This window comes from Paraburkholderia dilworthii (assembly GCF_000472525.1).
GTDB classification, from domain to species: Bacteria; Pseudomonadota; Gammaproteobacteria; order Burkholderiales; family Burkholderiaceae; genus Paraburkholderia; species Paraburkholderia dilworthii.
Map to the genome: position 1 here is coordinate 37,279 of NZ_AWZT01000010.1, position 26,544 is coordinate 63,822.

The window sequence follows — 26,544 nt, forward strand, 5'->3', positions numbered from 1 at the left end:
CGTATCGCGTCAGCCTTGCCGTTGCGACATATCCGGCACAAAGCGGCAGCCGAGCCGGTAACGCGAGCCAGGATGGACAAACCGCGCGAACGTCACCGCAACGCCACTCGTCCACGTTCGGCGCACGAGCGTGAGACAGGGTTCTTCCGCGCGAATTTCGAGTAGTCCGGCTTCGGCTTGAGTCGGCAGTCCCGCGTCGACAATGTGTTCGACGTCGTGCGCGGGCACCGTTTCGAACAGATACTCCGATGGCCTGATCGCCGAGAAATCCTGCTGCAGAAAGTCCGGCGCGATGGCCGGATTGACATAGCGGTCTTCCAGTTGCACCGGCAAGCCGTTCTCGCGATGCACGCAAACCACATGAAAAACGGAGGCGGCTGGCGCGAGCCCTAACGCGTTGGATACCACGACAGATGCGGTCTCGCGCTGCAAAAGCACGGTACGGTAGCTGTATTCGTGTCCGCGCGAGCGAATTTCGTCGCCGATGTGCGCGATCATCAGGAGCGTGGATTGCGGCCTCGCTTGTGCGACGAACGTGCCGACACCCGACACACGCGTGACGAGCCCTTCGTGCGCGAGCTCGCGCAGCGCGCGATTGACTGTCATCCGCGAAACGCCCAGCGTCGCGACGAGATCCAGTTCCGAGGGCAGACGCTCGCCTGCCTGACGCGCGCCCGATTCGATGATGCCGCGAATATGATGCTTGACCTGCTCGTAGCGTGCAGCCGGCGCCTCAGCCGCAGCGCGTGTTCCTGAAGCCGAAGCGTGCGTACGCCGCGGCGCAGCGCGCGTGTGCTGCTGATCCGCGTCGCGCGTGCTTTGAGCCGCGGCGGCTGGGGGTTTGCGGCGGGCTTTGTGGCTCTTGCCGCGAAGCATGGAGGACATCGGCAGCCCCTGGTTACTGTCCGCGCGATGCGCTCGGGGCAGGGCGCGCGTTCATAGCGGCTCTGCGTCGTCGGGGCCGCGCGCCCAGAAAGCGTTGCGGTCGAAATAGTTTTGCAGGAACTGTCGCAAGCGCGGCTGTCCGGCGTCGTGAAAAACTTCGCGTGGTTTGCCCTGGACCGCAATGCGTCCCTGGTCGATGAACATCACCTTATCCGCGACCTGCGCGGCGAAGCCCATTTCATGCGTGACCACGGCCATCGTCATGCCGTCGCGCGCGAGTTGCTTCATCACTTGCAGCACCTCGCCGACGAGTTCGGGATCGAGCGCCGAAGTGGGTTCGTCGAACAGCATGATGTGCGGTTCCATTGCCAGCGCTCGTGCAATCGCCACGCGTTGCTGCTGGCCGCCTGAAAGTTTCGCCGGATATGCATCGCCCTTATGCGAGAGGCCCACTGTTTCGAGCATCGCATTCGCGCGGCGGCGCGCTTCGGCGTGCGGCATACGCCGCACTCGCAGCAGCGCTTCCATGACGTTGCCAAGCGCCGTCATGTGTGGCCACAGATTGAACTGCTGAAACACCATGCCGACGTTGCGCCGAACGCGATTGATCTCGGCTTGCGGAGCGCGCACGCGCTTGCCGTTGCGCTCGCTATAGCCAAGCAGTTCGCCTTCGATGCGCACGTCGCCGTGATCGTACGTTTCCAGCGCGGCGAGGCAGCGCAACAGCGTGCTCTTTCCCGATCCGGAAGGCCCGATGATGCACACGACTTCGGAACGGGCGATCTCCAGATCGACGCCGCGCAGCACTTCGACTTCGCCGAAGCGCTTGCGTAGATCGCGCACTTCGATCAGCGGCGAACCGTGTTGCGTGTCGACGGCGGACGCGGAAGAGGGCATGTCGGCAATAGCGTTCATGAAGTAGTCCGATTCCTTTATGCCATGAAACGGGCGATGCGGGTCTCGGCCCACATGCCCGCGCGCGAAGTCAGTTCGACCAGCGCGAGATAGCACACGCATAGCATGAGCAGCGTTTCGACGAAAGCGAAACTCGCGGAGCCGATGCCGGTCAGCACGAACGTCAGTTCAGGCACGGTGACGATCGACAGCACAGCGGTCTCCTTGCTCAATACGATGATGAGGTTCGTCAGCGCGGGTACGATCAGCACCAGCATTTGCGGCATCTGAATGCGCCACACGGCCTGTGTGCGCGTCAGGCCGAGACACGACGCCGCTTCGAGATGGCCAGGCGGCACCGACTGGAATCCGGAGCGGAACGCTTCGGCGAAATACGCGCTGCCATAGAGGCCAAGGCCGAGCACGCCGGCTGTCATTGGTTCGAGCGTGAGGCCGAACGACGGGCCGCCGTAGTAGAGCAAGAACAGTTGGACGAGAAACGGCGTGCCGCGAAAGAGCTCGATATATAAGCGCAACAGGCCGCGTATCCAGCGTCCGCAAAAGAGTTGCAGTACGGCGATCAGAAAGCCGATTACCATGCCGATCGCCACGCCCGCCGCCCACGTGCCGAGCGTGGTGGCGAGGCCCGCTGCAATCGGCTGAAGATTGTGCGTGATGACGGTGGGATCGAACTGTTGCATCGCGTAGGCTCCGGGTCGATCAGGCGTGCTTCAGACGATACTCCGCGGCATGCGCGATCAACGCAAGCGCACCGCAAATCACGAAGTAAATGAGCCCGGCGGCGAGATACGCTTCGAGCGGTCTGTAAGTACTCGCGGCAATGTTCTGCGCGGTGCGCGTCAACTCCGCCACACCGACAACCGAGATCAACGACGAAGCCTTGATCAGCAGCACCATCTCGTTGACGAGCGACGGCAGCGTCAGGCGGAATGCCTGCGGCACGAGAATGCGCCGCAGTGTGTCGAACGGCGAGAGGCCGAGCATGCGCGCGGCTTCGATATGACCCGGTGGAATGCTGAGAAAACCGCCGCGCAGAATTTCAGCGATATAGGAGGCCGAGCACAGCGATACCGCGCTGATCGCAGCAACGAGCGGCGATACGTTGATGCCCGCGAACGGCAGCAGGTAATACACCAGCAGCAATTGCACGAGCATCGGCACGCCGCGAAAGAAGAACACATACGCACCGCCGAATCGGCGCGCGGCGCGATTCGGCGACAGGCGCGCTGTGCACACGCCGACCGCGACGAAGAAGCCGATGAAAAGACCCGTCAGCGAAACGCCGATGGTGGCAAGCGCCGCGTGCAGCAGCAGCGGCATGCCCTGAACGAAGACGGTCGTACTGAACATGAGCGTCGCCCCCCGCTGACGTGCGTTTAGTGCGTGTTCAATGCGTGCTCAATGCGCTTTTAGAACGCGCTCAATAGTTCGGCGCGGGCATGGTCGTCGGGGCATCCATTGCCACGCCGAACCACTTCTTCTGCAAAGCCGCGAGGCGCCCGTCGTTGTGCATTTTCACGAGCGCCGCATTGAAGGCGTCGGCGAGCGGCTTGCTGTCCGCATCTTTACGCAGGCAATACGCGAAGTACACTTTCGCGCCGAACGGCGGTTGCACCACCGCGAAAGTTTCGGGTCGCTGCTTGGCGACATAGGCGATGTTGGTCATCGAATTCGCCACCGCCGCGATGCGGCCAGCGGCGAGATCAGCATAGGCCTGATTGTTGTCGACGTATTCGCGGATTTCAGGCGGCTTCGGCAATGTGGCGACGTATGCCTTCAGCTGATCGAGCTGGGCCGAGCCCTTGCCGGCGCCCACGGTCTTGCCTGCAATGTCCGACGATTGCTTGAGCGCCGCGTCGTTCGCGCGTTTGAGCAGCGCGTCGGTGGCGTCTGCAACCGGCAACGTGTACGTGTAGCGCTCCATACGCGCCTTCGTGACGGTGAGCGGGCCGCCCACCATATCGAACTTGCCCGCTTCGAGGCCGGGCAGCACGCTCGGCCACGGCAAGTCGATAAAGCGCACTTTCACGCCGAGTTCCTTGCCGACTTCGGCGAAGAGATCCTTGTTGAAACCCGCTTGCTGACCGTTTTCGAGGAAGTCGAAAGGCGCGAACTGCATCTCGGTGCCGACCACGAGTTCGCCGGCCTTCTTCACTTTGGCAAGCTGGTCTTCCGCATGAGCGGTGACACTCGTGGCGCACAACGCCAGCATGACCAAACGACACTTCCAGCCTGCAAGGATGCTCATGGGATTCTCCGGTTGGCAAAGCGAGGCTCGCACGAAAGCGCTCGGCGCAAGTCATGCGAGGCAGTATATACCGCAGTTTTCGCGCGAAATAAATAAACGCACGAGTAGAGAAAAGCCCTTATATGAAGCACCGCTCGCGCACTTGCGAGCGCGCCTTTGGCGGTATATACCACTGCAATGACATGGCGATCCCGCCGAACCCGTCGGTCCTCTCACGGAGCAACGCGATGCCTGTGACCCGTATTCCCCTCATCGACTTTGCCGGCGTTCGCGCGGGCGAGGCGCATGCGTTGCAGCGCGTGGCGCGGCAAATTCGCGAAGCCTGCACGACGATCGGCTTCTTCTACATCGTCAATCACGGCGTGCCGCAAGCGACGATCGACGCCGCGGCACAGGCCGCGCGCACGTTCTTCGCGTTTGCACCCGAGATCAAACGGCGCGCGGCGGTCAATCATCGGCATCGCGGTTTCAATGCGCTTGGCGACGCGACCATGTATCAGGCGAAACGCCCCGATTACAAGGAGTTTTTCAGCATCGGGCTCGAATTGCCGGAAGACGATCCTGATGTGCTCGCCGGACAGGCGCTGCGCGGACCGAATAACTGGCCGGACTTCATGCCCGAACTGCGTCCCGCGTTGTACGGCTACTATGAAGCGGTGGGCGCATGCGGCGCCGATCTGCTGCGCGCGGTGGCGGTAAGCCTTGGCGTCGATGAACATTTTTTCGCGCCGCGTTATACGAAGCGGATGCAGCGCACGCAGATGGTCTACTATCCGCCGCAGCCGCCTCAATTGGACGAGGATCAGTTCGGTGTCGCGCCGCATACTGATTACGGCTGCATCACACTGCTGTGGCAGGACCAGGTGGGTGGCTTGCAGGTGCGTGAAATTGCCAACGATACGTGGGTCGATGCGCCGCCTGTCGAGGGCAGCTTCGTCGTGAACGTCGGCGATCTACTCGCGCGCTGGACCGACGATCGTTTTCGCTCGACGCTGCATCGCGTGATCAATGCCTCCGGGCGCGAGCGTTATTCGATCGCGACGTTCTACGATCCGACCTACGGCGCAATCGTCGATCCGCGCGATCTCGGCGCGAGCGCGGACGATCTGAAGTATCAGCCTGTGGCCGCGGGCGACTATATTCTCGGGCGTATCAACGATTCAATGGGTTATCGGAAGAAGCAGGCCGCTAAAGCCACCTGAGCTAACTAACACGCAAAGGACAACTGCATGACGGATAACGGTAACGCGAGCGCGCAAAACCGCACCGCGCCGCTTGCCGCGACGCTCGAAGCGTTGCGTGCCGCGCTCGGCAACGAAGCGGTGCGCGTAGGCGACGAGATCGGCGAACGCGCGCTGACCGACTGGACACGCCACGCTCCCATGCGGCCCGCCGCATTGCTGTTGCCGCGAAGCACAGACCAGGTCTCTCGTGCACTCGCCATTTGCCACGCGGCCTGTCAGCCGGTGGTGCCGCAAGGCGGTATGACAGGGCTCGCCGGCGGCGCGATTGCGCGCGCTGCGGATATTGCGTTGTCGCTCGAACGCTTGACCGGCGTCGAGGAAATCGATGCGGCTTCGGCCACGCTGACCGTACGCGCCGGTACTACATTGCAAACCGCGCAGGAAGCAGCGGCGCAAGCCGGCTTCGAACTCGCGCTCGATCTCGGCGCGCGCGGCTCGTGCCAGATCGGCGGCAATCTCGCGACCAATGCGGGCGGCAATCGCGTGATCCAGTCGGGCACCGCGCGCGACCAGGTGCTCGGTCTCGAAGTGGTGCTGGCCAATGGCGACGTACTGACATCGCTCGGCAAGATGGTCAAGAACAACACGGGCTATGACCTGAAGCACTGGTTCATCGGCTCGGAAGGCACGCTTGGCGTCATCACGCGCGCGGTGCTGCGGCTTCATCCGCAGCGCGCCGCGCGTCACACGGCGCTCGTCGCACTCGACGGCTATGATGCAGCCGTCAATCTTCTGCGGCGTCTGGCGACGCGTTTCGGCAACGACATCGGCGCATTCGAAATCATGTGGCCGGATTTCTACGATTTCGGCGTGAAGCTGACGGGCGCACGCTCGCCGTTCGACGGCTCGCATCCGCTCTACGCGCTGATCGAACACGCGAGTTTCGATGCCAGCGACGACGGTGAGCATTTTGCCGCCGCGCTCACCGACGCGCTTGAGCAAGGCGCAATCCGCGACGCGGTAATCGCGCAATCAATGGCCGACGCGCGCGCGTTATGGGCAATTCGCGAATGCACCGTCGAATTTCCGGCGCGACTCGACGCGATCAACTTCGACGTGAGCCTGCCGATCAGCGTGATCGGCGATTTTGTCGAGCGCTGCCGCTCGGCGTTGAATGAACGCTGGCCCGGCAACGAATCATATTTCTTCGGCCACATCGGTGATTCGAATCTTCATGTGACGGTGGATGGCCATTCGATTCCGGGCGTCGATCATCATGCGGTGTACGCGTTCGTTTATGAAATGCTCGGGCCGCTGCATGGGTCGGTGTCGGCGGAACATGGAATCGGTTTGCTCAAGCGCGAGTTCCTGCCGATCTCGCGCTCGGCCGCCGAACTGGCGGCAATGGCAGCGATCAAGCATGCGCTCGATCCGCACGGCATTTTGAATCCTGGCAAACTGTTCTAACGCTGCGGCGTTAATGCGCATTCAGATAACGCGCAATGGACGGATAGACATCGACCGCCGCATTCTTGCCGAATACGCAGTCGATGTGCCCATAGCCGGGGATCAGATATCGCTCATAAGGCTGCTCGGGAAACGCGTTGACCAGCATTTCGTAGGTGAGTGCGGTGCTTTGCGGCACATACGTTTCGTTGCGGTCGCCGTGAATGAAACCGATCGGAATGCGCATGCCTTCCAGGCCTTTCATACCGCGCGCGCCTTTCAGATAGACGTCGTCGCCCTGCGCATCGACGACATTGCCCGCGCGCACCATCGCGGCCAGATGCTTGAACACGCCGACGTCATGCACGCCGAGCAATTCCTGCAAGTTCGAATGAAGCGTCTCGCTCACCTGTGCATGTTCGTAAAGCAGGCCGTACATGAAAGTTGCACGATGGCAGATCGGGTTGCCGCAGCCTTCGTCATGATCTATCGGATAGAGCCGCAGCGCTTCATCGAACAGATTGTGCGGCCATCTTTCGTCCTCCGTATATGCAGTGAGGTCGGTCACGCCGAGGTGCTGCATGATGTCGGGAATATGCAGGCCCGCCTTGATCCTCCCGAGCCGGCCGGGCACCGGATGCACGGCGACTTGCGATATCACCGCCGAGCGCACGCCTTCGAGTCCCGCCATTAGCGACATGCTCAGCGCGAGGCCGCCCATGCAGTGGCCGAGCGCCTGAATCTCCACTGCGCCTGTCACTTCGCGAATCTTTGCGACCGCTGCGGGAATGTCCTCCAGTGCGACTTTATCGACATTGGTCGGCACCAGCACGCTCGGCATTTCGATGCTCACGCGCAGATCGACGAGCCACACGTCGTAGCCCGCGGCACACAGATATTCGACGAGGTTGGTGCCGATCAGGTCCGTCGAATAAATGCGGCTCGACACGCCTGAGCCGTGAATCAGCAACACGGGGCGCGCGTTCTTGCGGGCGGGATCGACGTAGCGCGTGAGCCGCAAACGCGTGCCGTCCGACGTATCGAAGAAGAAGACTTGCGGCGCTGGCGCACGCAATGCGCGCTTCAGGCGTGGCGCCCCATTTGGGTCGTAGTACTGCAACGGCGCGGCCACACCGCCATATTCGCTGAACAGTACACCTGCAAAGTACTTGCCGAACTTCAGCGTCCATTCGAGACGCGTTTTCAAATCGGGTGCATTGGTGACTTCGAGCGTGCGCTGCTGCTTCAGGAAGTTCTGCGGCGTAATGATCAGCTTCGCGCTGCCGATAGCCGGCGCATCCATTGACGGCGCTTCACGAACTTGCGCATACAGCGTATTCGTTTGCTCCCATAACTCGAGCGGCGACGTTCGCGTAATGATCTTTTGCCCGCTCAGATACCAGGCTTTGCCTTCAGCCGAATTGAGCGTCATTCGATAGTTCATGTTGCGCTCGTCAACATCGTCCGGGTCGGCCACGAAGAGATTGAACGTGCCGTCCGTGATCGTCATTGGCTGCGCGGAGAGGGCGGGGCAGGTCAGCGTGCCGGCGGTTCTTGCCATATGATTCGGATCGCTAAGCATATTCGCAAGGTCGTCCGATTCCACGGTGAGCGTGAAGGCCATCGGGCTTGCGGCGGCCTCGTTCGCCCCAGCCGCTGTGTAATGGCCGACCATTGTTTCGGTGAAGCGCAGCCCGATTTTTTGCACGGGCGGTGCAGCGGCCGTGCCCTTCGAATCGTAGTCGATGCTCCACCCCTGCGATGCGGCGAGCAGCGCGCAATTGCGTTCGGCGAGTGCGGAGATCGTCCACAGCGGATTGACGCCGAGCGAGATAGGCATCACGGCGCCGTCCATCACGTAGATGCCCTCGTGTACATCTGTGCCGGTCATGCCGCTGAAAACGCGGCCCATATGATCGACCACGCCATGTTCCGCGTCCTCGCCCATCGCGCAGCCGCCAAGCGGATGCACGGTCACGGTCCGGTTGCCGAAGATGTCATTCGAAATCGGATCGCGCAAGTATTTGCCGCCGAGCGGCACCGTTGCTTTCTTCAGTGTCTCCTCGACGGTCGCGAAAATCGGCTGCTTGCCGGCGTTTTCCCACGCGATGCGCGGCCGGCCCTTTTCGTTCACGCTGATCCGGCCGCTTTCGTCGTCGTGCGCCATCACGAGATAGCTCTGCGTATGATTGAGCGCGCCGCGATAGGGACCATGCAGGAAACCTTCGACAACGCGCGCGTCGTACGCAATCTGCTGTGCCACTGTGCGGGGCCCCGCAACATCCACGCCCGCGAGCGGGGCAGCGGCGCCTAGCATGCCGACGAGCGCCGCACCGATCGGCCCCGCGAGCGAACCTTCTTCGATCACGAAGCCGTCTTTTACATTCGCGGTATTGCGATGGTCGATCAGGCCAGCGATGGTCGGTCCGACTGCGGGAATATCGCGCTCGACATGCGCGCCCCAGCCGACCCCGTTGATCACGTCGTCGGCGTTGTACGCGAAGGCGAGCACGTCGCCGTTCCCGGTGAAGCGCTGGCCGAGCATGCCGGATACGCCCAAACCCTCGTTGCGCGAACGCAAAAGCAATGCGCTGGAGCCGATTGTTCCCGCCGACACGATCACGATGTCAGCGCTCACGAAGAGATCGGGCGCGTCGTAGCTCTCGCGGCCGAGGCGGACAAGCTGATAGGCGACTTGCCACTTCTGCGTGTCGGCATTGCGCACGACCGAATGCACCGCGGCTCCCGTGAAAATCTGCGCGCCGTGCGCGACGGCATCGGGTAGATAGTTCATGTGCGTCGAATTCTTCGCGTCGTAGTTACAGCCCGAGTTGCAATCGCCACAGCCGGTGCAGGCTTTCTGCGCGACGCCGGCCGCATTCGTGCGGTCCTCGAACGTGACGGTCACCGGCGGCGTGCTGAAGCGATCCCCCATGCCGAGCGCCTCGGCGGATTTCCCGAGCGCCAGCAGTTTCGGCAACTCGCGAAAGCGGCTTGGGACCGGCGACGGTTGCAGCATGTCCCACGCACGCTGATAGCCCTTGTCGCGGCCGGCCAGATCGTCGCGTAACGCGGCGGGCCAGCGCGCGTCGTCCCATAAGCGCGGATCGACCTTCAACGCGACGTTCGCGTTGATCAGCGAAGTGCCGCCCAGACCACAGCCGACCACCGCGTTGACGTCGTCGTTCACATGGACTTCGAGCAGCGCGAGTGGCGAGCCGATTTGCGCCAGCGCAGTGTTGTACTGGATCTGCTCGGCGCCCTGAAAAGGCGTGCGTGGGAATTCGCCGGCCATGAACTCGCGCCCGCGTTCGAGCACGCACACGCTGCGGCCCGCGCGCGCCATGCGGCTCGCCGCGATGGCGCCGCCGTAACCGGAACCGATCACGACCACTTCGTAGTGCGATTTCATCGCCGTCACGGCGCTCGATAAGCGGTTCATACCGGACCACCTCGTCAGGAATCGGTGCAGGAAAGACAGCAGGACTGCGGAAGGAAGACGGCGCGTGCCGCGGCTTTTTTATCGTAGGCGCTACACGATGACAAAAAAAGGCGCATCAGGGCGCTGCGCCGTGCGGCGTTCGTTGCACGCTCTGTTTTTTTCCGTCGATATGGCCTCTTACGCGGCCACTTCATTCATTTCGCTATCGCTCGATTCGGCCGCAAGCAGGTTCAGCGCAAGCAGAATGGCGCCACGATTGTCGATGTCTATTTCGATGCCGAGCACGTCCGTGAGCCAGCGGCCGATCTTCGTATTGGAAAAATCGTCGGCGCTGGCCGTCTTTTTCATCGTGACGCCGAGTTTGACGGCGCGATAATGATACGAGGGCACACGATGCTGGGCCGCAACCGCCGACAATCCGCCTTTGCCTTCCGAGCACCAGCCGAGGCTGCCGGCCAGCACGATCCGTTCGGGTTCGTCGAGACGTTCGATAAAAGCACGCGCCGCGAGCCGCACGCTTTGTTCGTCGAGACCGTATTGGAGCAGTACGCTTTGCACCGGGTCTTCCAATGCCTGGGCATGCAGATCGATTTCCTGCGCCATGCCGTCGGTTTCCATCGACACGTTGCGCTGATGGCCGGCGCTGCGCAGGCAGTCGATCAGATAGCGGCGAAAATACGCGCACAGTGCGTAGCCGTTGGACGGCGCGCTGTCGGCGCAGGCGCGCGTTTCCGTATGACCGGGCGCGAGGCGCAGCACCTTGGAATAAATGAACTGCGCGATGAGTTCTTCCTTATCTTCGCCGAGTGCCTGCAACTCGAGCGGGTGATATGTGCGCAACGCCCGCTTGACTAGTTCGACCATCGACACCATTTCGTCGGCGGACAGCTTCGTACGACGGCGCCACAGATCGGGCAGGATCGCATCGTCGAAATTGCGGACGAACTCGTGGCTCGGAACTGCGCCCATGGAAGCCTCCATTTGGGTAAGGCAAGAAGCGCGGTGAGCCTCGACTGCAGGCGAAGAGTTGACGATAGATCCGTTGCGGCCGCGCGGTGTTGTGAAAGCAGTATGGTCGCCGACGCCGGCTTCGCCTATATGGATTAAGTCGTAGCCGATGGGTAAACTGCCGGGTAAACCATCCGACAGATCGCCTCTCATTCGTCTGATGAGAAAGCGGTTGCACGGCGCCGCCGCGTTGCCGCAGACCATGCAGGCGCGTGCGCCACACGCCGGGCCGCGCTTCACGCGAGCGCCGGGCTTTCGCGCGACATCACCGAATTTGCCGTGCCCGACAAGGAGACCGCGCGATGCGGGCTGACCCGATCCAGCGTGCAATCGACGAAGACCTGGTGCGCGTGCTGTACGCACAAGACCCGATTGCTTTCTTCTCGCACTGGTTTTCGATTGCGGTGCTGGTGGCGATCTACTGGCCGGCGATTCCCTCGCCGCCGCTTTTCATTGCCTGCTTCGGATTCTATGCAGCGGCCAATTGCGCGGGCCTTGCGCTGTGGATCTGCAACCGGCGCTATCCGCATCTCGTGTCGCCGCGCGGCTGGATCAATCTGCATGCCGTGCGCGGCGTACTGCTGTATAGCGCGCCGGGCATCGCAATCTGGTTTGCATTCCAGAGTCCGCAGAGCGATTTGCCGCTGCTGCACACGGTGATGCTCGTCACGCTCGCAGCGGGCGTCTTCATGTCGAATGGCTTCGACATGCTGAATTTCGTCACGGCCATTCCATTCCTGCTGTTTCCGTCGATCGTGCTGCACTTCGGCACCCATACGTTCGATCGCACGATTCTTGCCATCGTCCTCGCGTTTTTCTTTTGCGCGATCAACGTGTATGCGCTTAGCTACCGAAAACTGTTCCAGCAGGTGGTGCAGGCGCGCGTCGATCAGCAGTACCTCGCGGAATCGCTCGCAGTGCAGAAGCATGTCGCCGAAGAAGCGAGCCTCGCGAAAACGCGCTTTTTCGCGGCGGCGAGCCACGATTTGCGTCAGCCTTTGCATGCGATCGGCCTGCTCGCGGCGTCGCTCAACGATTCCGCAGCGACGCCCGCGCAGCATGCGAAGACCGCCGAGCACATCGTCTATAACGTGGAAGCGCTGAATCAGTTGTTCAACCAGGTGCTCGATCTGGCGCGGCTCGAAAGCGGCGTGACGCAAGTGATCCGTCTGCATTTCCGGCTCTCTGAGTTGTTCGAGCGGGTCGGTAGCCAGTATCGGCCGCAGGCGGCGGCGAAAGGGCTCGCGCTGCGAATCGCGCCCACGCCGATGGTGGTCTACGACGATCCGGTGCTGCTTGAACGCGTGCTGAGCAATCTGCTGTCGAACGCGGTGCGTTATACGGAAGAAGGCGCGATCTGGCTCGGTGTCCGGCGCGCGGGGCGAACCGCGGGCGGCTATATCGAGGTGCGCGATTCGGGCATCGGCATTCCGGCCGAGGAGCACGAGCGTATCTTCGAGGAGTTCTATCAGGTCGCCAACCCGCAGCGCGATGCGCGTCAGGGGCACGGCCTTGGACTGCCGACAGTGAAGCGCCTCGTCAGCATGCTGGGCGGCGAATTGCAGTTGCGCTCGGCGCCGGGCCGCGGTTCGGTGTTCCGCTTTCCGGTGCAGGCGGGTGACGCGAGTGGCATTGTCGCGAGCCTGAACGAAGCGGCCGCGGGTGGAACGTCGGCGCAAGGGCGGCGCGTGCTGTGCATCGACGATGAACCGTCGATTCTCGAAGGCCTCTCAGCTTTGCTCGGTCGCTGGGGCTGCACCGTGCGCGGCGCCCGCGACGAGACCGCTGCGCTGGCCGCGCTCGCGGACGGTTTCGTGCCCGACGCGGTGCTTTGCGATTATCAACTGGCCAATCACAGGACCGGCGCGCAGGCGCTTACTGCGGTGCGCAGCATGCTGTCGCGCGCGGGCCACGAAGGCGTGGTGATGCTGCTGATTACGGGCGATATGGCGTCGGCCGAGCTCGCGGCACTCGCGTTGCAAGGCATTCCGGTGTTGCACAAGCCGGTCACGGCGGCGCGCTTGCGGCGCACGCTTGAAATGCTGTGGCAACAGGCGGAGCTCGATAAGGGACGGCCGGGTGCCGCAGTGGACTTGCCCGTCGGTCAGAGCGCGGAGGCGGGCCGTGAAGGGACCGTTTTGAGCAAGGACGCGGGCGCCGATCAGGTGATTACCTCGCCTGGCGCTGCGCGAATCGAAGCGCGACATCGTCCGCAAAGTGCATCGCAAGAGGAAGGATAGGTGCGGATAGCGAGGAGGTCGCGAGTTGATCGCGGCGGCGCGGCGTTGTGACGAGCCGCCATCGCCGCGAGCGACCGCGGGCAAGCCTAAGCGCGAGGACTACGACAAAGCGCGAAACGAGTACGACAGATTGGGAGCGAGCGGGAAGGAACGCGAACGAGCGCCAACGAGCACGACACAGCAGGAGCAAGCACAAGCGGGCAGCAGCAAGCACGAGGGACGCGGAGCAAGCACGACTCAGCAGGCGCAACCGCGAATAACTCCACGAACCGCCGACGACAACCCCTGCACGCCACCCCGTCACCGTTGGTAGCCCGCAAGCGCTACAGCGTTTTCCCCGCTTCCAGCCAGCCGTTGATCACCGCGATTGCCGTCGACCGGTTGTGCACGCCGAGTGCCCGAAAGATCACCGACAGATGCACCTTGACCGTGCCCTCGGCCACTCCGAGTTCGCGCGCGATCATCTTGTTGGTCCAGCCGCGATGTACGAGCCGCATAATGTCCTGCTGACGCGGTGACAAGTTTTCCAGCAAATGCTGCTGATGCGGCTGCAACGCCTGAAGCTGCGCAATCGGCTCGGTCAGCGTCGCCGTGCTTTGCCCGGCCGTGTTTGCCGTCGCCTGCGATGCAGCGGCGCCGACGCGCTCTGCACACCCATCCGCGGATTGCTGCGCATCGCGCGAACCCAGCAGGCTCAGCGCTTCCATCGGCACATATGCGCCACCCGACAACACGAGTTCAATCGCCTTCAGCATCACGCTCGCGGGCTGCCGCTTGGGCACGAAGCCGAGCGCGCCTGCGGCGAGCACCGCGCGCATTTCGTCGGGCGACTCTTCGGCGGAAAGCACCACCACCGGCAGCGCGGGATTCGCCTTCAGCAATACTTCTAGCGACGACGCCCCGCTCATGCCCGGCATATGCAGATCGACGATTGCGAGATCGTGATCGGCATCGGGCCGCGCGGCCGCGGCCAGGGTTTCCCAGGTATCGGCTTCGTCGAATTGGGCGTCGGCGTCGAGTCCGCGGAGCATTCCCTTGACGCCTTGCCGGATCAGTTCATGGTCGTCCGCCACAAGAAACTTCATGATGTCTCCACGAGTCGGGCTTGCGCGTTGTGGACTACCGCCGTTGCTGGGTGTTGTTTTACTTCTATGGTCGTGAATCGCATCATTGCCGGCTACCCCGTGATCATAAGCCGATCGGTGCGGCGCGGCGCGCCTTGAGGCTCGCCGCGCCGGTCGTTCTCTGATTGTGGCATCGCCGGCGCCACGTTTTTATCTACGTCTTTGTAGGCAGGTCTCACTCGCGCTACGGTTCCGGCTTGCTACGTAGACGAGCCGCGCGCGCTGTTTTTGAAGCCGCGGCGACCGTATCCGGAAGCTTATGCGAGCCGGATTAAACCGCATGAGCGCACGCGGGGTAAGCCGTCATTTCACTGCAAACAGCGTTGCATTCATCAGAAGCTTGAAGGCGAAGCCGAGCGACATCGCCGAGCCTACGCCCAAGCACCACAGCGCGATGAACCAGAGCCAGCCCGGCAGCTTGCGCGCGGACCTAGTGATAATGATGCTGGTCGCCATGACGCACCTTGCCTCGAAATACCCAGTAACCCATCGTCGTGTACGCGACGATGATCGGCAGAATCACCGCTGCGCCGACCAGCGTGAACGTCTGGCTGGAGCGTGGCGCGGCCGCTTCCCACAGCGTGACGCTCGACGGAATCGCATACGGCCACAGACTCACCAGCAGCCCCACGTAACCGAGCAGCACGAGCAGCAGCGCGAGCGCGAACGGTGTGTTGTGATGCCGCTCGCGCACGGCGCGGCGCATGAAGAACGCGCACGCCGCGACCATGAACGGCACCGGCAGCAGCCGGTAAAACAGACCGTCATGGAACCAGCGTTGCGCGATGTTCGGGTCTTGCAGCGGCGTCCACAGGCTCACCATCGCGATGAAGCCGAGCAGCACGACAGTCAGCGGCCATACCACGCGATGCAGGCGGCGCTGCAAGTCGCCTTCCGTTTTCGCGATCAGCCAGCAGCAGCCCAGCAACGCGTAGGTGACGACGAGCCCGAGGCCCGTCAGCAGGCTGAACGGCGTGAGCCAGCCGAACGCGTCGCCGGCATAAGCGCCGTCGATCACCGGAATGCCTTGCAGAAATGCGCCGAGCACGATGCCCTGGAAAAACGTGGCGCCCGCCGAGCCGCCGATGAACGCCAGATCCCACATATGCTTCGTGCGGTTCGCCTTCGCGCGAATCTCGAACGACACGCCGCGAAAGATCAGGCACACGAGCATGAAGATCAGCGGCAGATACAGCGCTGACAGCACGGTGGAGTACACCATCGGGAAGACGGCGAAAAGCGCGGCCCCACCGAGCACGAGCCAGGTCTCGTTGCCGTCCCAGACCGGCGCGACGGTGTTCATCATCAGGTCGCGTTCCTTCTCGTCGGGGAAAAACGGAAAGACGATGCCGATGCCGAGATCGAAGCCGTCCAGCACGACATACATGAAAAGGCCCAGCGCGATGATCGCGGCCCACACTACGGTTACGTCCATTTTGTTTCTCGCAAGCGATCGGGGTTAGGCGGCGTCGATCATCTGATCGGCGGCCGAAAAGGGGCGGCGCGCGGTCTGGTTTGGCGTGCATTCCGGCGAGTGATCCGGCACGCCGTGCGGCGTGTGTGCGGGCAGCGCCGGGCCCGAACGCATCAGTTTGAGCATGTAGTAGATGCCCGTGCCGAACACGAGGAAGTAGACGACCACGAACGCCATCAGCGAAATGCCGACCTGTTGCGCGGTGAGCGGCGACACGGCCTGCGACGTGCGCATCACGCCGTACACGACCCACGGCTGACGGCCGGCTTCCGTGGTGACCCAGCCCGCGAGCAGCGTGATGAAGCCGCTCGGGCCCATCGCCACGGCGACGCGCTGAAACCACTTCGATTCGAACAGGCGTCCGCGGCGGCGCAGTACCCATGCGGCGACCGACATTACGATCATCAGCACGCCGAGCCCGGCCATGATGCGAAAGCTCCAGAACACGACCGTCGAGTTGGGCCGGTCTTGCGGCGGAAACTCCTTCAGACCTCGAATTTCGCCGTCCCAGCTATGCGTGAGGATCAGGCTGCCGAGGTGCGGGATCGACACCGCATAGCGTGTGGTTTCCGCCTGCATGTCGGGGATGCCGAACAGATTCAGCGCGGTGCCGCCTTTCTCCGTGTCCCACAGACCTTCGATTGCCGCGATCTTCGCCGGCTGATATTCGCGCGTGTTCAAGCCGTGCTGATCGCCGACGAACGCCTGGATCGGCGTGAGAATCAGCAGCAGCCACAGCGACATCGAAAACATCTTCTTGACGGCGGGGTCGCGCCGTCCGCGCAGCAGATGCCACGCGCCCACCGCTGCCACGACGAGCCCGGCGACGATAAACGCCGCCAGCGCCATATGCGCGAGCCGGTACGGGAACGACGGGTTGAAGATGATCTTGAACCAGTCGAGCGGCACGACCCGGCCGTTCACGACTTCGAAGCCTTGCGGCGTCTGCATCCAGCTATTGGACGCAAGGATCCAGAACGTGGAGATCAGCGTGCCGATGGCGACCATCAGCGTCGCGCCGAAATGCGCGCGCGGGCTCACGCGCTGCCAGCCGAACAGCATGATGCCGAGAAAGCCGGCTTCGAGAAAGAACGCGGTCATGACCTCGTACATCAACAGAGGTCCGGTGACGGGACCGGCGAAACTGGAAAAGCCCGACCAGTTGGTCCCGAACTGATAGCTCATCACGACGCCGGACACCACGCCCATGCCGAAGGCTACGGCGAAAATCTTCGACCAGAAGAGGCAGAGGTCTTTGTAGTACGCCTTGCCGGTTTTCAGCCAGCGCCATTCGAGCACGGCGATAAAGCTCGCGAGGCCGATGCTCAGCGCCGGAAAGACGATATGGAAAGAGACGGTGAACGCAAACTGGATGCGGGCGAGGTCGAATGCCGATATTGCGGAGTTCATGATCGTGAAGTGCGTGATGCCGCGTGGGCGGACTACGCGCGTCGACCGGTGTCGGTGCGCACTGCGTTTCGCAGATGGCCGAAGATTAGGGGAAGTGCGAGGTTTATGCTGCGGTGCGACGTGCGTCAAAAAACCGCGTTGTTTTGCGCGGTTGGGCCCTTTGTGCGTTGCAAACTGTTGACGCGTATCAGGATTTTCTTATTGTTTATTCCTGTGCGGTTTGACGCAGTAGCGCAAAACTGCGTCAATCGACCGCGTCGCAGCAACGCTGTCGCGTCAGGCAGAGCGAGGCCGGCGCCGGCTGACTGCGTTGGCGAACGCCGTGGCAGTGGCTGTTGGGCGCGTGGCGAAATTATCAGAGGTTGATAGGGCTATGTTATACGACATCGCACAAATAACCGGTCCTCGCGGTGTGTTTTGGCCGGCGACAGCTTCGAAGACGGCATCATGAATACGGGTAAATGCCTAGTTGAAATCCGCTTGCGCATCGTAGATAGTACGTTATCGTACAACATCGGTCTTATCGCAGACGACCCCACCCAAGCCGACGCGTGAATCGATCCACGCCGCTCGCGAGCGGGTGCAGTAAAGGAATCCCTATGAAGAAGATTGCCCTGAGTGGCGCCGGAGGCCAGCTTGGCTCGGTCGTGCGCGCTGCGTTCATTGCGCGCGGCACGCCGTTGCGTTCGGCGGCCGGCTCGAAGCCGCTGACACCGCTCGTCGAAGGTGAGGATGTGATGCACGGCGATCTGCGCGATCCAGCGGTAGTCGACCGGTTGCTCGACGGCGTCGACGTGCTGATCCACTTCGCCGGGACGAGCGTGGAGCGTCCGCTGCCCGAGATCATCGAAAACAATCTGCGCGGTCTCGTGGAGGTCTACGAGGGCGCGCGCCGGCATGGCGTCAAGCGCATCGTGTTCGCAAGCTCGAATCACGCAATCGGCATGTATTCGGTGACGGAGCGCCTGAGCCTCGACTGCGAACTGCGCCCGGACGGCTTCTATGGTCTGAGCAAGGTGTGGGGCGAAGCGCTTGCGCGCATGTACTGGGACAAGCATGGCATCGAGAGCGTGTGCGTGCGCATCGGCAGCTGTCTCGAGCGTCCGACCGAGCCGCGGCATCTGAGCACCTGGTTCGGTCACGCCGACCTGATGCATTTCCTCGACCGCTGCATCGAAGCAGAGGACGTGGGCTTCATCACCGTGTGGGGCGTGTCGGCGAATACGCGCAGCTGGTGGGACAACAGCGGCGCCGAGCGTTTTGGCTACCGGCCGACGCAAAACGCCGAAGACTACGCCGCGGAAATTCTGGCCCGCCCGAATCCGCTCGATGCGCTGGGTCAGCGCTTCCAGGGCGGCGGCTTTGTCGGCATCGACTATTCGCGCGAGGACGCGGATAGCAGCGCGGGCACCGGCGCGGGCACCGGCAACGCGGCCGCTTCCGCGGCGCGGCCGTCGTGACAGTTCGAGTATTACGAGGAGACGCAGCAATGAAGATCAAGGGCATCCGCTGGTGGATGGTCAGTCTGGTCGCGGCCGGGCTCATCATCAATTATCTGGCGCGCAATACGTTGTCGGTGGCCGCACCGACGTTGATGAAAGACCTGCACATCACGACCGAGCAATACGCTCACGTGGTGGTCGCGTGGCAGCTTTGCTATGCGTTCATGCAGCCGGTCGCGGGCTTCCTGCTCGATACGGTCGGCACCAAGATCGGTTTTGCCGCGTTCGCGCTGGCGTGGTCGCTCGCATGCGCGGCGGCGGCGTGGTCGACGGGATGGCGCAGCCTCGCATTTTTCCGCGGCCTGCTCGGTATTGCCGAAGCCGCCGGCATTCCGGCCGGCGTGAAGGCCACCAGCGAGTGGTTCCCTGCGAAGGAGCGCTCGGTTGCGATCGGCTGGTTCAACATCGGTTCGTCGATCGGTGCGTTGCTGGCGCCGCCGCTCGTGGTGTGGGCGCTGCTGCACGGCGAATGGCAACTGGCGTTCGTGATCGTCGGTGTAGCGGGCATTGTCTGGAGCGTCGTGTGGATGGTGCTGTACAAGCATCCGCGCAATCAGAAACTGCTGGGCGACGCAGAGCGCGACTACATCCTCAGCGGCCAGGAAGCGAAGCACAGCGACGCGGGCGCGCCCAAGCGCAGCTGGTTCGCCATGCTGCGCAGCCGCGACTTCTGGGCGATCGGCATTCCGCGCATTCTGTCCGAGCCGGCATGGCAGACCTTCAACGCGTGGATTCCGCTCTACATGATGACCGAGCGCCACATGAACCTGAAGGAAATCGCGCTCTACGCATGGATGCCGTTCCTTGCAGCGGATATCGGCTGCGTGCTCGGCGGCTATTTGAGCCCGCTATTTCATAAGTATGCGAAGGTCTCGCTGTTCACGTCGCGCAAGATGGTGTTCGTGGTCGGCGCACTGTGCATGATCGGACCGGCGTGCGTGGGCCTCGTCGCGAGTCCGTATGTGGCCGTTGCGCTGCTGTGCGTGGGCGGCTTTGCGCACCAGACCTTGTCGGGAGCGCTGTACGCGATCACCTCCGACATGTTCGGCAAGAACGAAGTGGCCACGGCGACCGGCATGGGCGGCATGGCCGGCTATCTCGGCGCTGCGGCGTTTACCGCATTGTTTGGCGTGCTGGTGACTCAGGTCGGCTACAGTCCGCTTTTCGTCGTGCTGGCCGTGTTCGACATCATTGCGGCGGGCGTCGTGTGCCTGCTCGCGAAAAGCGCGGACAAGACGGCAGAGCCGCGCTGGTCGCAGACGGGCGATGCGGTCCCCGTCAAGTAACCGGCGATGAACTCCGCCGGCATCGTCCGGCGTGATGTTCGCGTGAGCCTATAGACGGATGCGGCGCCTTCGGGCGCCGCTCTTTGTTTGGCGAGTCGCCTTCACACATCACAGCAGGGTTCCGTGCAAAGGCTTCAAGGCCGCGCGTGTGAGCCGCACGCTGTCGGGGCCTGTGGGATAATTGCGCGCTTTGCCCGAGGCGCGGCTCAAAAGGTTGTTCGCACGGGCGTTCGAGGGGCCTCCACTCCCTTGGCCCGCTTCTTTCAAGCGATATTCATTCAACCATCACGATGCCCGCATACCGTTCCAAAACCTCCACCGCCGGCCGCAACATGGCAGGGGCGCGCTCCTTGTGGCGCGCCACCGGCATGAAAGACGAAGACTTCTCGAAGCCGATCATTGCGGTGGTCAATTCGTTCACCCAGTTCGTGCCCGGACACGTGCATCTGAAGGATCTCGGCCAGCTCGTCGCGCGCGAGATCGAGGCTGCGGGTGGCGTGGCCAAGGAGTTCAACACCATCGCCGTCGATGACGGCATCGCAATGGGCCACGACGGCATGCTGTATTCGCTGCCGAGCCGCGACATCATTGCGGACTCGGTCGAATACATGGTCAATGCGCACTGTGCCGACGCGATGGTGTGCATCTCGAACTGCGACAAGATCACGCCCGGCATGCTGATGGCGGCGATGCGCCTGAACATTCCGGTGATCTTCGTGTCGGGCGGCCCGATGGAAGCCGGCAAGACGCGCCTCGCCAATCCGAAGACCGGCACCATCGAATTCAAGAAACTCGACCTGGTGGACGCGATGGTGATTGCCGCCGACAAAGCCTATTCCGACGCCGATGTGGCCGAGGTCGAGCGCTCCGCGTGCCCGACCTGCGGCTCGTGCTCGGGCATGTTCACGGCTAACTCGATGAACTGCCTGACCGAAGCGCTCGGCTTGTCGCTGCCGGGCAACGGCACCGTCGTCGCGACGCATGCGGACCGCGAGCAACTTTTCAAGCGCGCAGGCCGCCGCATCGTCGAACTGGCGCGCGAGTACTACGAGCAGGAAAAGGCGAGCGTGCTGCCGCGTGCAGTGGGCTTCAATGCGTTCGAAAACGCGATGACGCTCGACATCGCGATGGGCGGTTCCACCAACACGATCCTGCACCTGCTGGCAATCGCGCGCGAAGCTGAGATCGACTTCACGATGACGGACATCGACCGTCTGTCGCGCGTCGTGCCGCAACTATGCAAGGTGGCGCCGAATACGAACAAGTATCACATCGAGGACGTGCATCGCGCGGGCGGCATCATGGCTATCCTCGGCGAGCTTGACCGCGCCGGCAAACTGCACACGGACGTGCCCACGGTGCACGCGCCGACGCTGAAAGACGCGCTGGATCAGTGGGATATCGTCCGCACTCAGGACGAAACGGTAAGAACCTTTTACATGGCGGGTCCGGCCGGCGTTCCGACGCAGATTGCGTTCAGCCAGAACACGCGCTGGCCCAGTCTCGATCTCGACCGTGCCGAAGGCTGCATCCGCTCTTACGAGCACGCGTTTTCAAAGGAAGGCGGCCTCGCGGTGCTGACCGGCAACATCGCGCTCGACGGCTGCGTGGTGAAAACCGCTGGCGTCGACGAAAGCATTCTGGTGTTCGAAGGCACGGCTCACGTCACGGAATCGCAGGACGAGGCGGTGGAGAACATCCTCGCGGGCAAGGTCAAGGCGGGCGACGTCGTGATCGTGCGTTACGAAGGCCCGAAGGGCGGCCCGGGCATGCAGGAAATGCTTTACCCGACGAGCTACATCAAGTCGCAGGGCCTCGGCAAAGCCTGCGCGCTGCTGACGGACGGCCGTTTCTCGGGCGGCACTTCGGGTCTGTCAATCGGTCACTGCTCGCCGGAAGCGGCGGCGGGCGGCGCGATCGGTCTCGTGCGCGATGGCGACAAGATCCGCATCGACATTCCGAACCGCACCATCGACGTATTGCTGTCTGACGCCGAACTGGCGAGCCGCCGTGAAGCGCAGAACGCGAAAGGGTGGAAGCCTGCCAAGCCGCGTCCGCGCAAGGTGTCGGCCGCGCTGAAGGCGTACGCGAAGCTGGTGATGTCGGCCGACAAGGGCGCGGTGCGCGATCTGTCGCTGCTCGATGATTGATTTCGCCAGGGGCTTCGCCCGTTTCTGGTTCGCAGAAAAACCGCTCTTCGGAGCGGTTTTTTTGTGCCTCGATGTTTGCTGATTCGGGACGTGCGGCGCTGCCACCAGGCACCCGGCGAGCGTGTGAGCGTGTGAGTCTGTGACCAGCCGACGGCGACGCCGGAACGCGGCGCAGCGAAAGCCCGCGCCGCGTCCGACGCTTAGCGCTGGTCAGTCACATTCGTGTTGTACGTCGTCGAGCCGATCACGACGTTCTTCAACGTGATTCCGTTGACGTTGTACGCATAGATCGGCCCCGGCGTGGTCGACGTGGCTGGTCCCGCGCAAACCGCGGTGCCCAGGTTGCAGTTGGAGATGATGACGCCCGTGATCGGCGGGATTGTCGGCGCAGGGGAGGGCCCGTTGTAGTCGAACGCAACCGGCCCTTGCGCGACGATTGCCTGAAAGCAGGAAGCGGTGACGCCGTTGACCGTGACGTTGCTCGCCTGCACATTCGATATGTTCACGTTCTGCACGACGGCAGGCCGCGTTCTGATCGCGTCATTGGCGGGCTGGTAATCGCAGTCGAATGTAATGAGGCCGCCTTGGGCCGCAGACGGATTGGCTGCGCTCGCGGTGGCCACGCCGAGCGGCACAGTGCCGTTGATCGGGCTGCCGGGGAGCAGCGCGCTGCCGTAGCCGCCGCCTTTCAATGCGACGCCGTTGGGTAGCGTCACCTTGTCGACATAGAAGTTCTTCACGAAGCCGCCGCGATTCATATTGGTCTTGATGCGGATCGCGATGTTCAGCGGATTGGTCGCCCAGTTCTGATTGAGCATTTGCAGATTGCGCGCGTAGATGTTCTGCACGCCGCCGCCCATTTCGCTGCCGAGCGTAATGCCGCCGTGACCGCTGTTCATCGTGCAGTTCTGGATCACGTGGTTTTGCGCGGGACCGTATTGCGTATCGAGGTCCTTGCCCGACTTGATCGCGATGCAGTCGTCGCCGGTGTTGAATGTCACGTTGTCGCAGAGCACGTTATTGCACGCGTCCGGGTCGAAACCGTCGTTATTCGGGCCGATGCTGTTGGTCGTCACGCCGCGAATCACGACGTTCCTGCAATCGGTCGGATGATGCTGCCAGAACGGTGTGTTGTTCGTGCAGTAGTTTTCCATCAGCACATTCGTGCAGCCAATAAACTCGACCATGCACGGACGCAGGTAATGGCCGATACCGAAGATGCGCTTCGCAATCGGAACGCCTGCTTCTGACAGTGCGGGCAAGTAGTTCTGATCCTCTTGCCAGGGCGTCGTGGGGCTCGTCAGCTGTGCGTAGAGCGCGTCGGAAATGCCGGGTGCGGCAGTCCGCAGATCCACATTGTTCGGATTCCGATATACCTGCGATGGCGTCGACGAACTCACACAACCATACGCGCCGTTCGAACCCTTGAAAGTCCACCAGCATGTGGCCGTGTTGCCGGAACCGGAGAACGGCGTCATTGCCTGGCCGTTCAGAACCGAGGTCGCGTCTTCTCCGGTCAGCGCGATGTTGCTCTGGTTACGCGCGTAGACGGGCGAGCCGTAATTCAGGCAATCGTTTGCCTGCCAGCGGCTGTAAAAGAGGTTGCCGTTCGCGCCGCAATTCACCGGGCCGTCCTTCGCATAGTCCGCCGGATTCGGGCTGAAGTAGATCGTGCAATTGGCGCTGAGGTGGAAGTTCACGTTGCTCAGCAGCACGATTGGCCCCGCGCAATACCAGGTGCCGGAGGGCACCACGACGCGGCCGCCGCCGGCCGCATTGCAGGCTTGAATCGCAGCGAGAAATGCGGGCCGCGAGTCGAACGACGAAGGCGCGTTGGTCTGATTCGAGCCAGGGCTCGCTGGCGACGAAGTGCCCGTGTATGGATTCGTCGCGGCTACTACGGCGCACGGCTGCGCACCGTACTGCGTGACGACGAAGTCGCGCGATGGGAACATCGACTGGGTAACGCCGGCGAGCGACGCGATGATTTGCGTCGCGGCGCCAGCGCTGCCCCAGATCGGATCTTCCGGTGTCGGGCCGGAACTGCCCGAGCCGCCGCATGCGGACAAGCCGCCGAACAGCGTCGCGCCTGCCGAGGTTCCGGCGAGCACCATGAAGGCGCGGCGTCCCGGTGAAGGAGGCTCAGCGTGAGCAGGGTCTGTCGATGCCGTCCGCGTGCTGCTGTTTTTATGTTGGATTGCCACGAATGTCTCCTTGCCCTTCAGGGCCTTGTGAATAATCGTCGATGCTCGAAAATACGCGGTTCATTGCGACCATCTGGGTTCAGTCAGTCATCCTTAATAAGTGAAAGGAATGAAGGGAATTTGTCGGCTTGTACAGCACCAGAACGCAATACGCGCCGCTTTATCCATTCATGGCATCGAACGGGCAAAGCGGCGCGAGGGGAATGCGCGTAGCGAATCAGGCTGTTTGCTGGCCGATCTCGTGATTGGCGAGTACTTCAAGCGCGCGCACCATCGCGGAGTGGTCCCACGCTTTGCCGCCGTGGGCAACGCACGCGTTGAAAAGCGCCTGGCAGGTAGCGGTATTCGGCAACGAGACGCCGAGCGTCTGCGCGGTCTGAAGCGCGAGATTCAAATCCTTCTGATGCAGCTCGATACGAAAGCCCGGGTCGAAAGTGCGCCTCGTCATACGTTCGCCATGCACTTCGAGAATGCGCGACGACGCGAAGCCGCCCATTAGCGCTTCGCGCACGCGAGCCGGATCCACGCCGGCTTTCGATGCGAGCAGCAGCGCCTCGCCGACTGCCTCGATGGTGGCCGCGACGATCACCTGGTTGGCGACCTTGCATACCTGTCCCGCGCCGACTGCGCCAATCAGCGTGACGTTCTTCCCCATCATGTCGAACAGCGGCTTGACGCTGTCGAAAGTGGCCTGTTCGCCGCCGACCATGATAGTGAGCGAACCCGCCTTCGCGCCGACTTCACCGCCCGACACGGGCGCGTCGAGATAATCCGCGCCGGTTTCCCGTACGCGAGCTGCGAACTCGCGGGTGGCCATCGGCGAAATCGAGCTCATGTCGACCACCGTCTGACCTGCGCGCAAGCCGCTCGTGAGTCCTTTTTCGCCGAACAGCACGCGTTCGACGTCCGGCGTGTCCGGCACCATGATGAAGATCACGTCCGCCTGTGCGGCAACCGCGGCAGGGCTGTCGCAAGCCTGCGCGCCGGCTTGGGTGAGATCGTCGGGCACGCCGCTGCGCGTGAAGGCGGTGAGCGTGACGCCGTTCTTGAGAAGATTCGCGGCCATAGGCTTGCCCATGATGCCGAGTCCGATAAAGCCTGCTTTTTGCATGGAATGCTCCGGAGATGTCATGGCGGCCACGCTCGTGCTGGGTTAGTGCCTGATTAGCCCTGGCTCAGGCTTGGCCCGCCGGTTTCTGCATGAAGTGATGGTGAACCGTCTGCGCGGCGTTCCTCAGCAGCCCGAGGTCGGCGCAGACCGCGATGACGTGGCAGCCCATCGCGAGATAGCGTTCGGCGTCGGCTTGCACCGGTGCAAGAATGCCGCTCGGCTTGCCTGCGGCCTGCGCGCGCTCGAAGACGTGCGCAATCGCCTGCTGCACGTCGGAATGCGCGGCGTCGCCGAGATGTCCGTAGGCAGCCGCGAGATCGGATGGGCCGACGAAAACACCGTCGACGCCGTCCACAGCCAGAATATCGTCGATGCCGTCCACCGCCTTGCGGCTCTCGATTTGCACGATGACGCAGACGTTGTCGTTGGCCATGTCAAAATAGTCGGGTACCGTCGCGTAGCGGTTGCCGCGGTGGCCCACCGAGACGCCGCGAACACCCTGCGGCGGATAGCGCGTGGCGGCGACGGCGCGTGCCGCGTCGTCGGCGCTATCGACGAATGGCACGAGGAAATTCGAGAACCCGCTGTCGAGCAGCCGTTTGATGACCACGCTGTCGTTGGCGGGCGGGCGCACCACTGGCGCACTGCGGCTGTCCTTGAGCGCCATGAGTTGCGGAATCAGCGTGAGGACGTCGTTGGGTGCGTGTTCGGCGTCGAGCAGCATCCAGTCGAAGCCGATCACGCCGAGCAGTTCGGTGACGATCGGACTCGCGAGCGAGGCCCAGCAGCCGATCAGAGTTTCGCCTCCGCGCACCGCCTGGCGGAAACCGTTGGGTAGAGACTGATAGGGCTGGCAGGGCGCGGCTGGCATGAACGTTTTCCTCGAACGGTAATGGATCGGGTTAGTTCCGACGA

The 26,544-nt window shown here is 62.7% G+C and carries 20 protein-coding genes; 6 read left to right on the forward strand and 14 right to left on the reverse strand.

What is annotated here, in order from left to right:
* Positions 1 to 9: 9 nt before the first annotated feature.
* The 5 genes from hutC to F759_RS0111575 all read right to left on the reverse strand — a co-directional run bounded on the left by hutC (position 10) and on the right by F759_RS0111575 (position 4,048).
* Positions 10 to 885 (reverse strand): histidine utilization repressor, encoded by an 876-nt coding sequence (gene hutC / locus F759_RS0111555; protein WP_027799991.1) that lies wholly within the window; start codon positions 883 to 885, stop codon positions 10 to 12.
* A 51-nt stretch (positions 886 to 936) separates the two neighbouring features.
* A complete protein-coding gene (locus F759_RS0111560; RefSeq protein WP_027799992.1) occupies positions 937 to 1,800 on the reverse strand; it encodes an amino acid ABC transporter ATP-binding protein in 864 nt (287 codons plus the stop codon).
* Positions 1,801 to 1,817: 17 nt separating this feature from the next.
* Positions 1,818 to 2,480, reverse strand: coding sequence for an amino acid ABC transporter permease (locus tag F759_RS0111565; protein ID WP_027799993.1), 663 nt, complete (start codon positions 2,478 to 2,480; stop codon positions 1,818 to 1,820).
* Positions 2,481 to 2,499: 19 nt separating this feature from the next.
* Positions 2,500 to 3,150, reverse strand: coding sequence for an amino acid ABC transporter permease (locus tag F759_RS0111570; RefSeq protein ID WP_027799994.1), 651 nt, complete (start codon positions 3,148 to 3,150; stop codon positions 2,500 to 2,502).
* A gap of 70 nt (positions 3,151 to 3,220) precedes the next feature.
* Positions 3,221 to 4,048, reverse strand: coding sequence for a transporter substrate-binding domain-containing protein (locus F759_RS0111575; protein WP_027799995.1), 828 nt, complete (start codon positions 4,046 to 4,048; stop codon positions 3,221 to 3,223).
* Positions 4,049 to 4,275: 227 nt separating this feature from the next.
* Here F759_RS0111575 and F759_RS0111580 point away from each other — a divergent pair, with 227 nt between their 5' ends.
* Complete coding sequence (locus F759_RS0111580) at positions 4,276 to 5,250, forward strand: isopenicillin N synthase family dioxygenase (protein WP_027799996.1); 975 nt, start codon at positions 4,276 to 4,278, stop codon at positions 5,248 to 5,250.
* 27 nt (positions 5,251 to 5,277) lie between these two features.
* On the forward strand, positions 5,278 to 6,699 hold the full coding sequence (locus F759_RS0111585) for an FAD-binding oxidoreductase (RefSeq protein WP_027799997.1): 1,422 nt from the start codon (positions 5,278 to 5,280) through the stop codon (positions 6,697 to 6,699).
* Positions 6,700 to 6,709: 10 nt separating this feature from the next.
* Here the strand turns inward: F759_RS0111585 and F759_RS0111590 are convergent, their stop codons facing one another.
* Together F759_RS0111590 and F759_RS0111595 are read right to left on the reverse strand one after the other, a co-directional pair.
* Positions 6,710 to 10,120: an alpha/beta fold hydrolase gene (locus tag F759_RS0111590; protein WP_027799998.1), complete on the reverse strand. Its 3,411-nt coding sequence runs from the start codon at positions 10,118 to 10,120 to the stop codon at positions 6,710 to 6,712.
* Between the two features lie 177 nt (positions 10,121 to 10,297).
* Positions 10,298 to 11,089, reverse strand: coding sequence for a hypothetical protein (locus tag F759_RS0111595; protein WP_027799999.1), 792 nt, complete (start codon positions 11,087 to 11,089; stop codon positions 10,298 to 10,300).
* 341 nt (positions 11,090 to 11,430) lie between these two features.
* On the opposite strand from F759_RS0111595, the gene F759_RS0111600 reads away from it, so the two are divergent.
* Entirely contained in the window at positions 11,431 to 13,368 is a 1,938-nt protein-coding gene (locus tag F759_RS0111600; protein ID WP_027800000.1) for an ATP-binding response regulator, read from the forward strand.
* Positions 13,369 to 13,691: 323 nt separating this feature from the next.
* On the opposite strand, the gene F759_RS0111605 is transcribed toward F759_RS0111600, so the two are convergent.
* The 4 genes from F759_RS0111605 to F759_RS0111620 all read right to left on the reverse strand — a co-directional run bounded on the left by F759_RS0111605 (position 13,692) and on the right by F759_RS0111620 (position 17,376).
* On the reverse strand, positions 13,692 to 14,453 hold the full coding sequence (locus tag F759_RS0111605) for a response regulator transcription factor (protein WP_027800001.1): 762 nt from the start codon (positions 14,451 to 14,453) through the stop codon (positions 13,692 to 13,694).
* A 342-nt stretch (positions 14,454 to 14,795) separates the two neighbouring features.
* The gene (locus F759_RS43285; protein ID WP_167334020.1) at positions 14,796 to 14,948 is read right to left on the reverse strand and encodes a hypothetical protein; all 153 of its coding nucleotides are present in this window, start codon (positions 14,946 to 14,948) and stop codon (positions 14,796 to 14,798) included.
* A complete protein-coding gene (gene cydB, locus F759_RS0111615; protein WP_027800002.1) occupies positions 14,923 to 15,927 on the reverse strand; it encodes a cytochrome d ubiquinol oxidase subunit II in 1,005 nt (334 codons plus the stop codon). The genes F759_RS43285 and cydB overlap by 26 nt, the downstream gene beginning before the upstream one ends.
* Positions 15,928 to 15,951: 24 nt before the next feature.
* On the reverse strand, positions 15,952 to 17,376 hold the full coding sequence (locus F759_RS0111620; protein WP_027800003.1) for a cytochrome ubiquinol oxidase subunit I: 1,425 nt from the start codon (positions 17,374 to 17,376) through the stop codon (positions 15,952 to 15,954).
* 599 nt (positions 17,377 to 17,975) lie between these two features.
* Between F759_RS0111620 and F759_RS0111630 the strand changes: the two genes are divergently transcribed.
* The 3 genes from F759_RS0111630 to ilvD all read left to right on the forward strand — a co-directional run bounded on the left by F759_RS0111630 (position 17,976) and on the right by ilvD (position 22,314).
* Entirely contained in the window at positions 17,976 to 18,836 is an 861-nt protein-coding gene (locus tag F759_RS0111630; protein WP_027800004.1) for an NAD-dependent epimerase/dehydratase family protein, read from the forward strand.
* Positions 18,837 to 18,865: 29 nt separating this feature from the next.
* The gene (locus tag F759_RS0111635) at positions 18,866 to 20,164 is read left to right on the forward strand and encodes an MFS transporter (protein WP_027800005.1); all 1,299 of its coding nucleotides are present in this window, start codon (positions 18,866 to 18,868) and stop codon (positions 20,162 to 20,164) included.
* Positions 20,165 to 20,454: 290 nt separating this feature from the next.
* Positions 20,455 to 22,314, forward strand: a complete 1,860-nt coding sequence (gene ilvD / locus F759_RS0111640; RefSeq protein ID WP_027800006.1) for a dihydroxy-acid dehydratase — start codon at positions 20,455 to 20,457, stop codon at positions 22,312 to 22,314.
* A 200-nt stretch (positions 22,315 to 22,514) separates the two neighbouring features.
* Here ilvD and F759_RS0111645 read toward each other — a convergent pair whose 3' ends face one another.
* From F759_RS0111645 to garL, 3 genes are all read right to left on the reverse strand, one after another.
* Positions 22,515 to 24,428 (reverse strand): glycoside hydrolase family 28 protein, encoded by a 1,914-nt coding sequence (locus F759_RS0111645; RefSeq protein WP_244438814.1) that lies wholly within the window; start codon positions 24,426 to 24,428, stop codon positions 22,515 to 22,517.
* Between the two features lie 307 nt (positions 24,429 to 24,735).
* Entirely contained in the window at positions 24,736 to 25,650 is a 915-nt protein-coding gene (locus F759_RS0111650; protein ID WP_084534241.1) for a 2-hydroxy-3-oxopropionate reductase, read from the reverse strand.
* Positions 25,651 to 25,693: 43 nt separating this feature from the next.
* Complete coding sequence (gene garL, locus F759_RS0111655) at positions 25,694 to 26,500, reverse strand: 2-dehydro-3-deoxyglucarate aldolase (protein ID WP_027800009.1); 807 nt, start codon at positions 26,498 to 26,500, stop codon at positions 25,694 to 25,696.
* Positions 26,501 to 26,544: the final 44 nt, after the last annotated feature.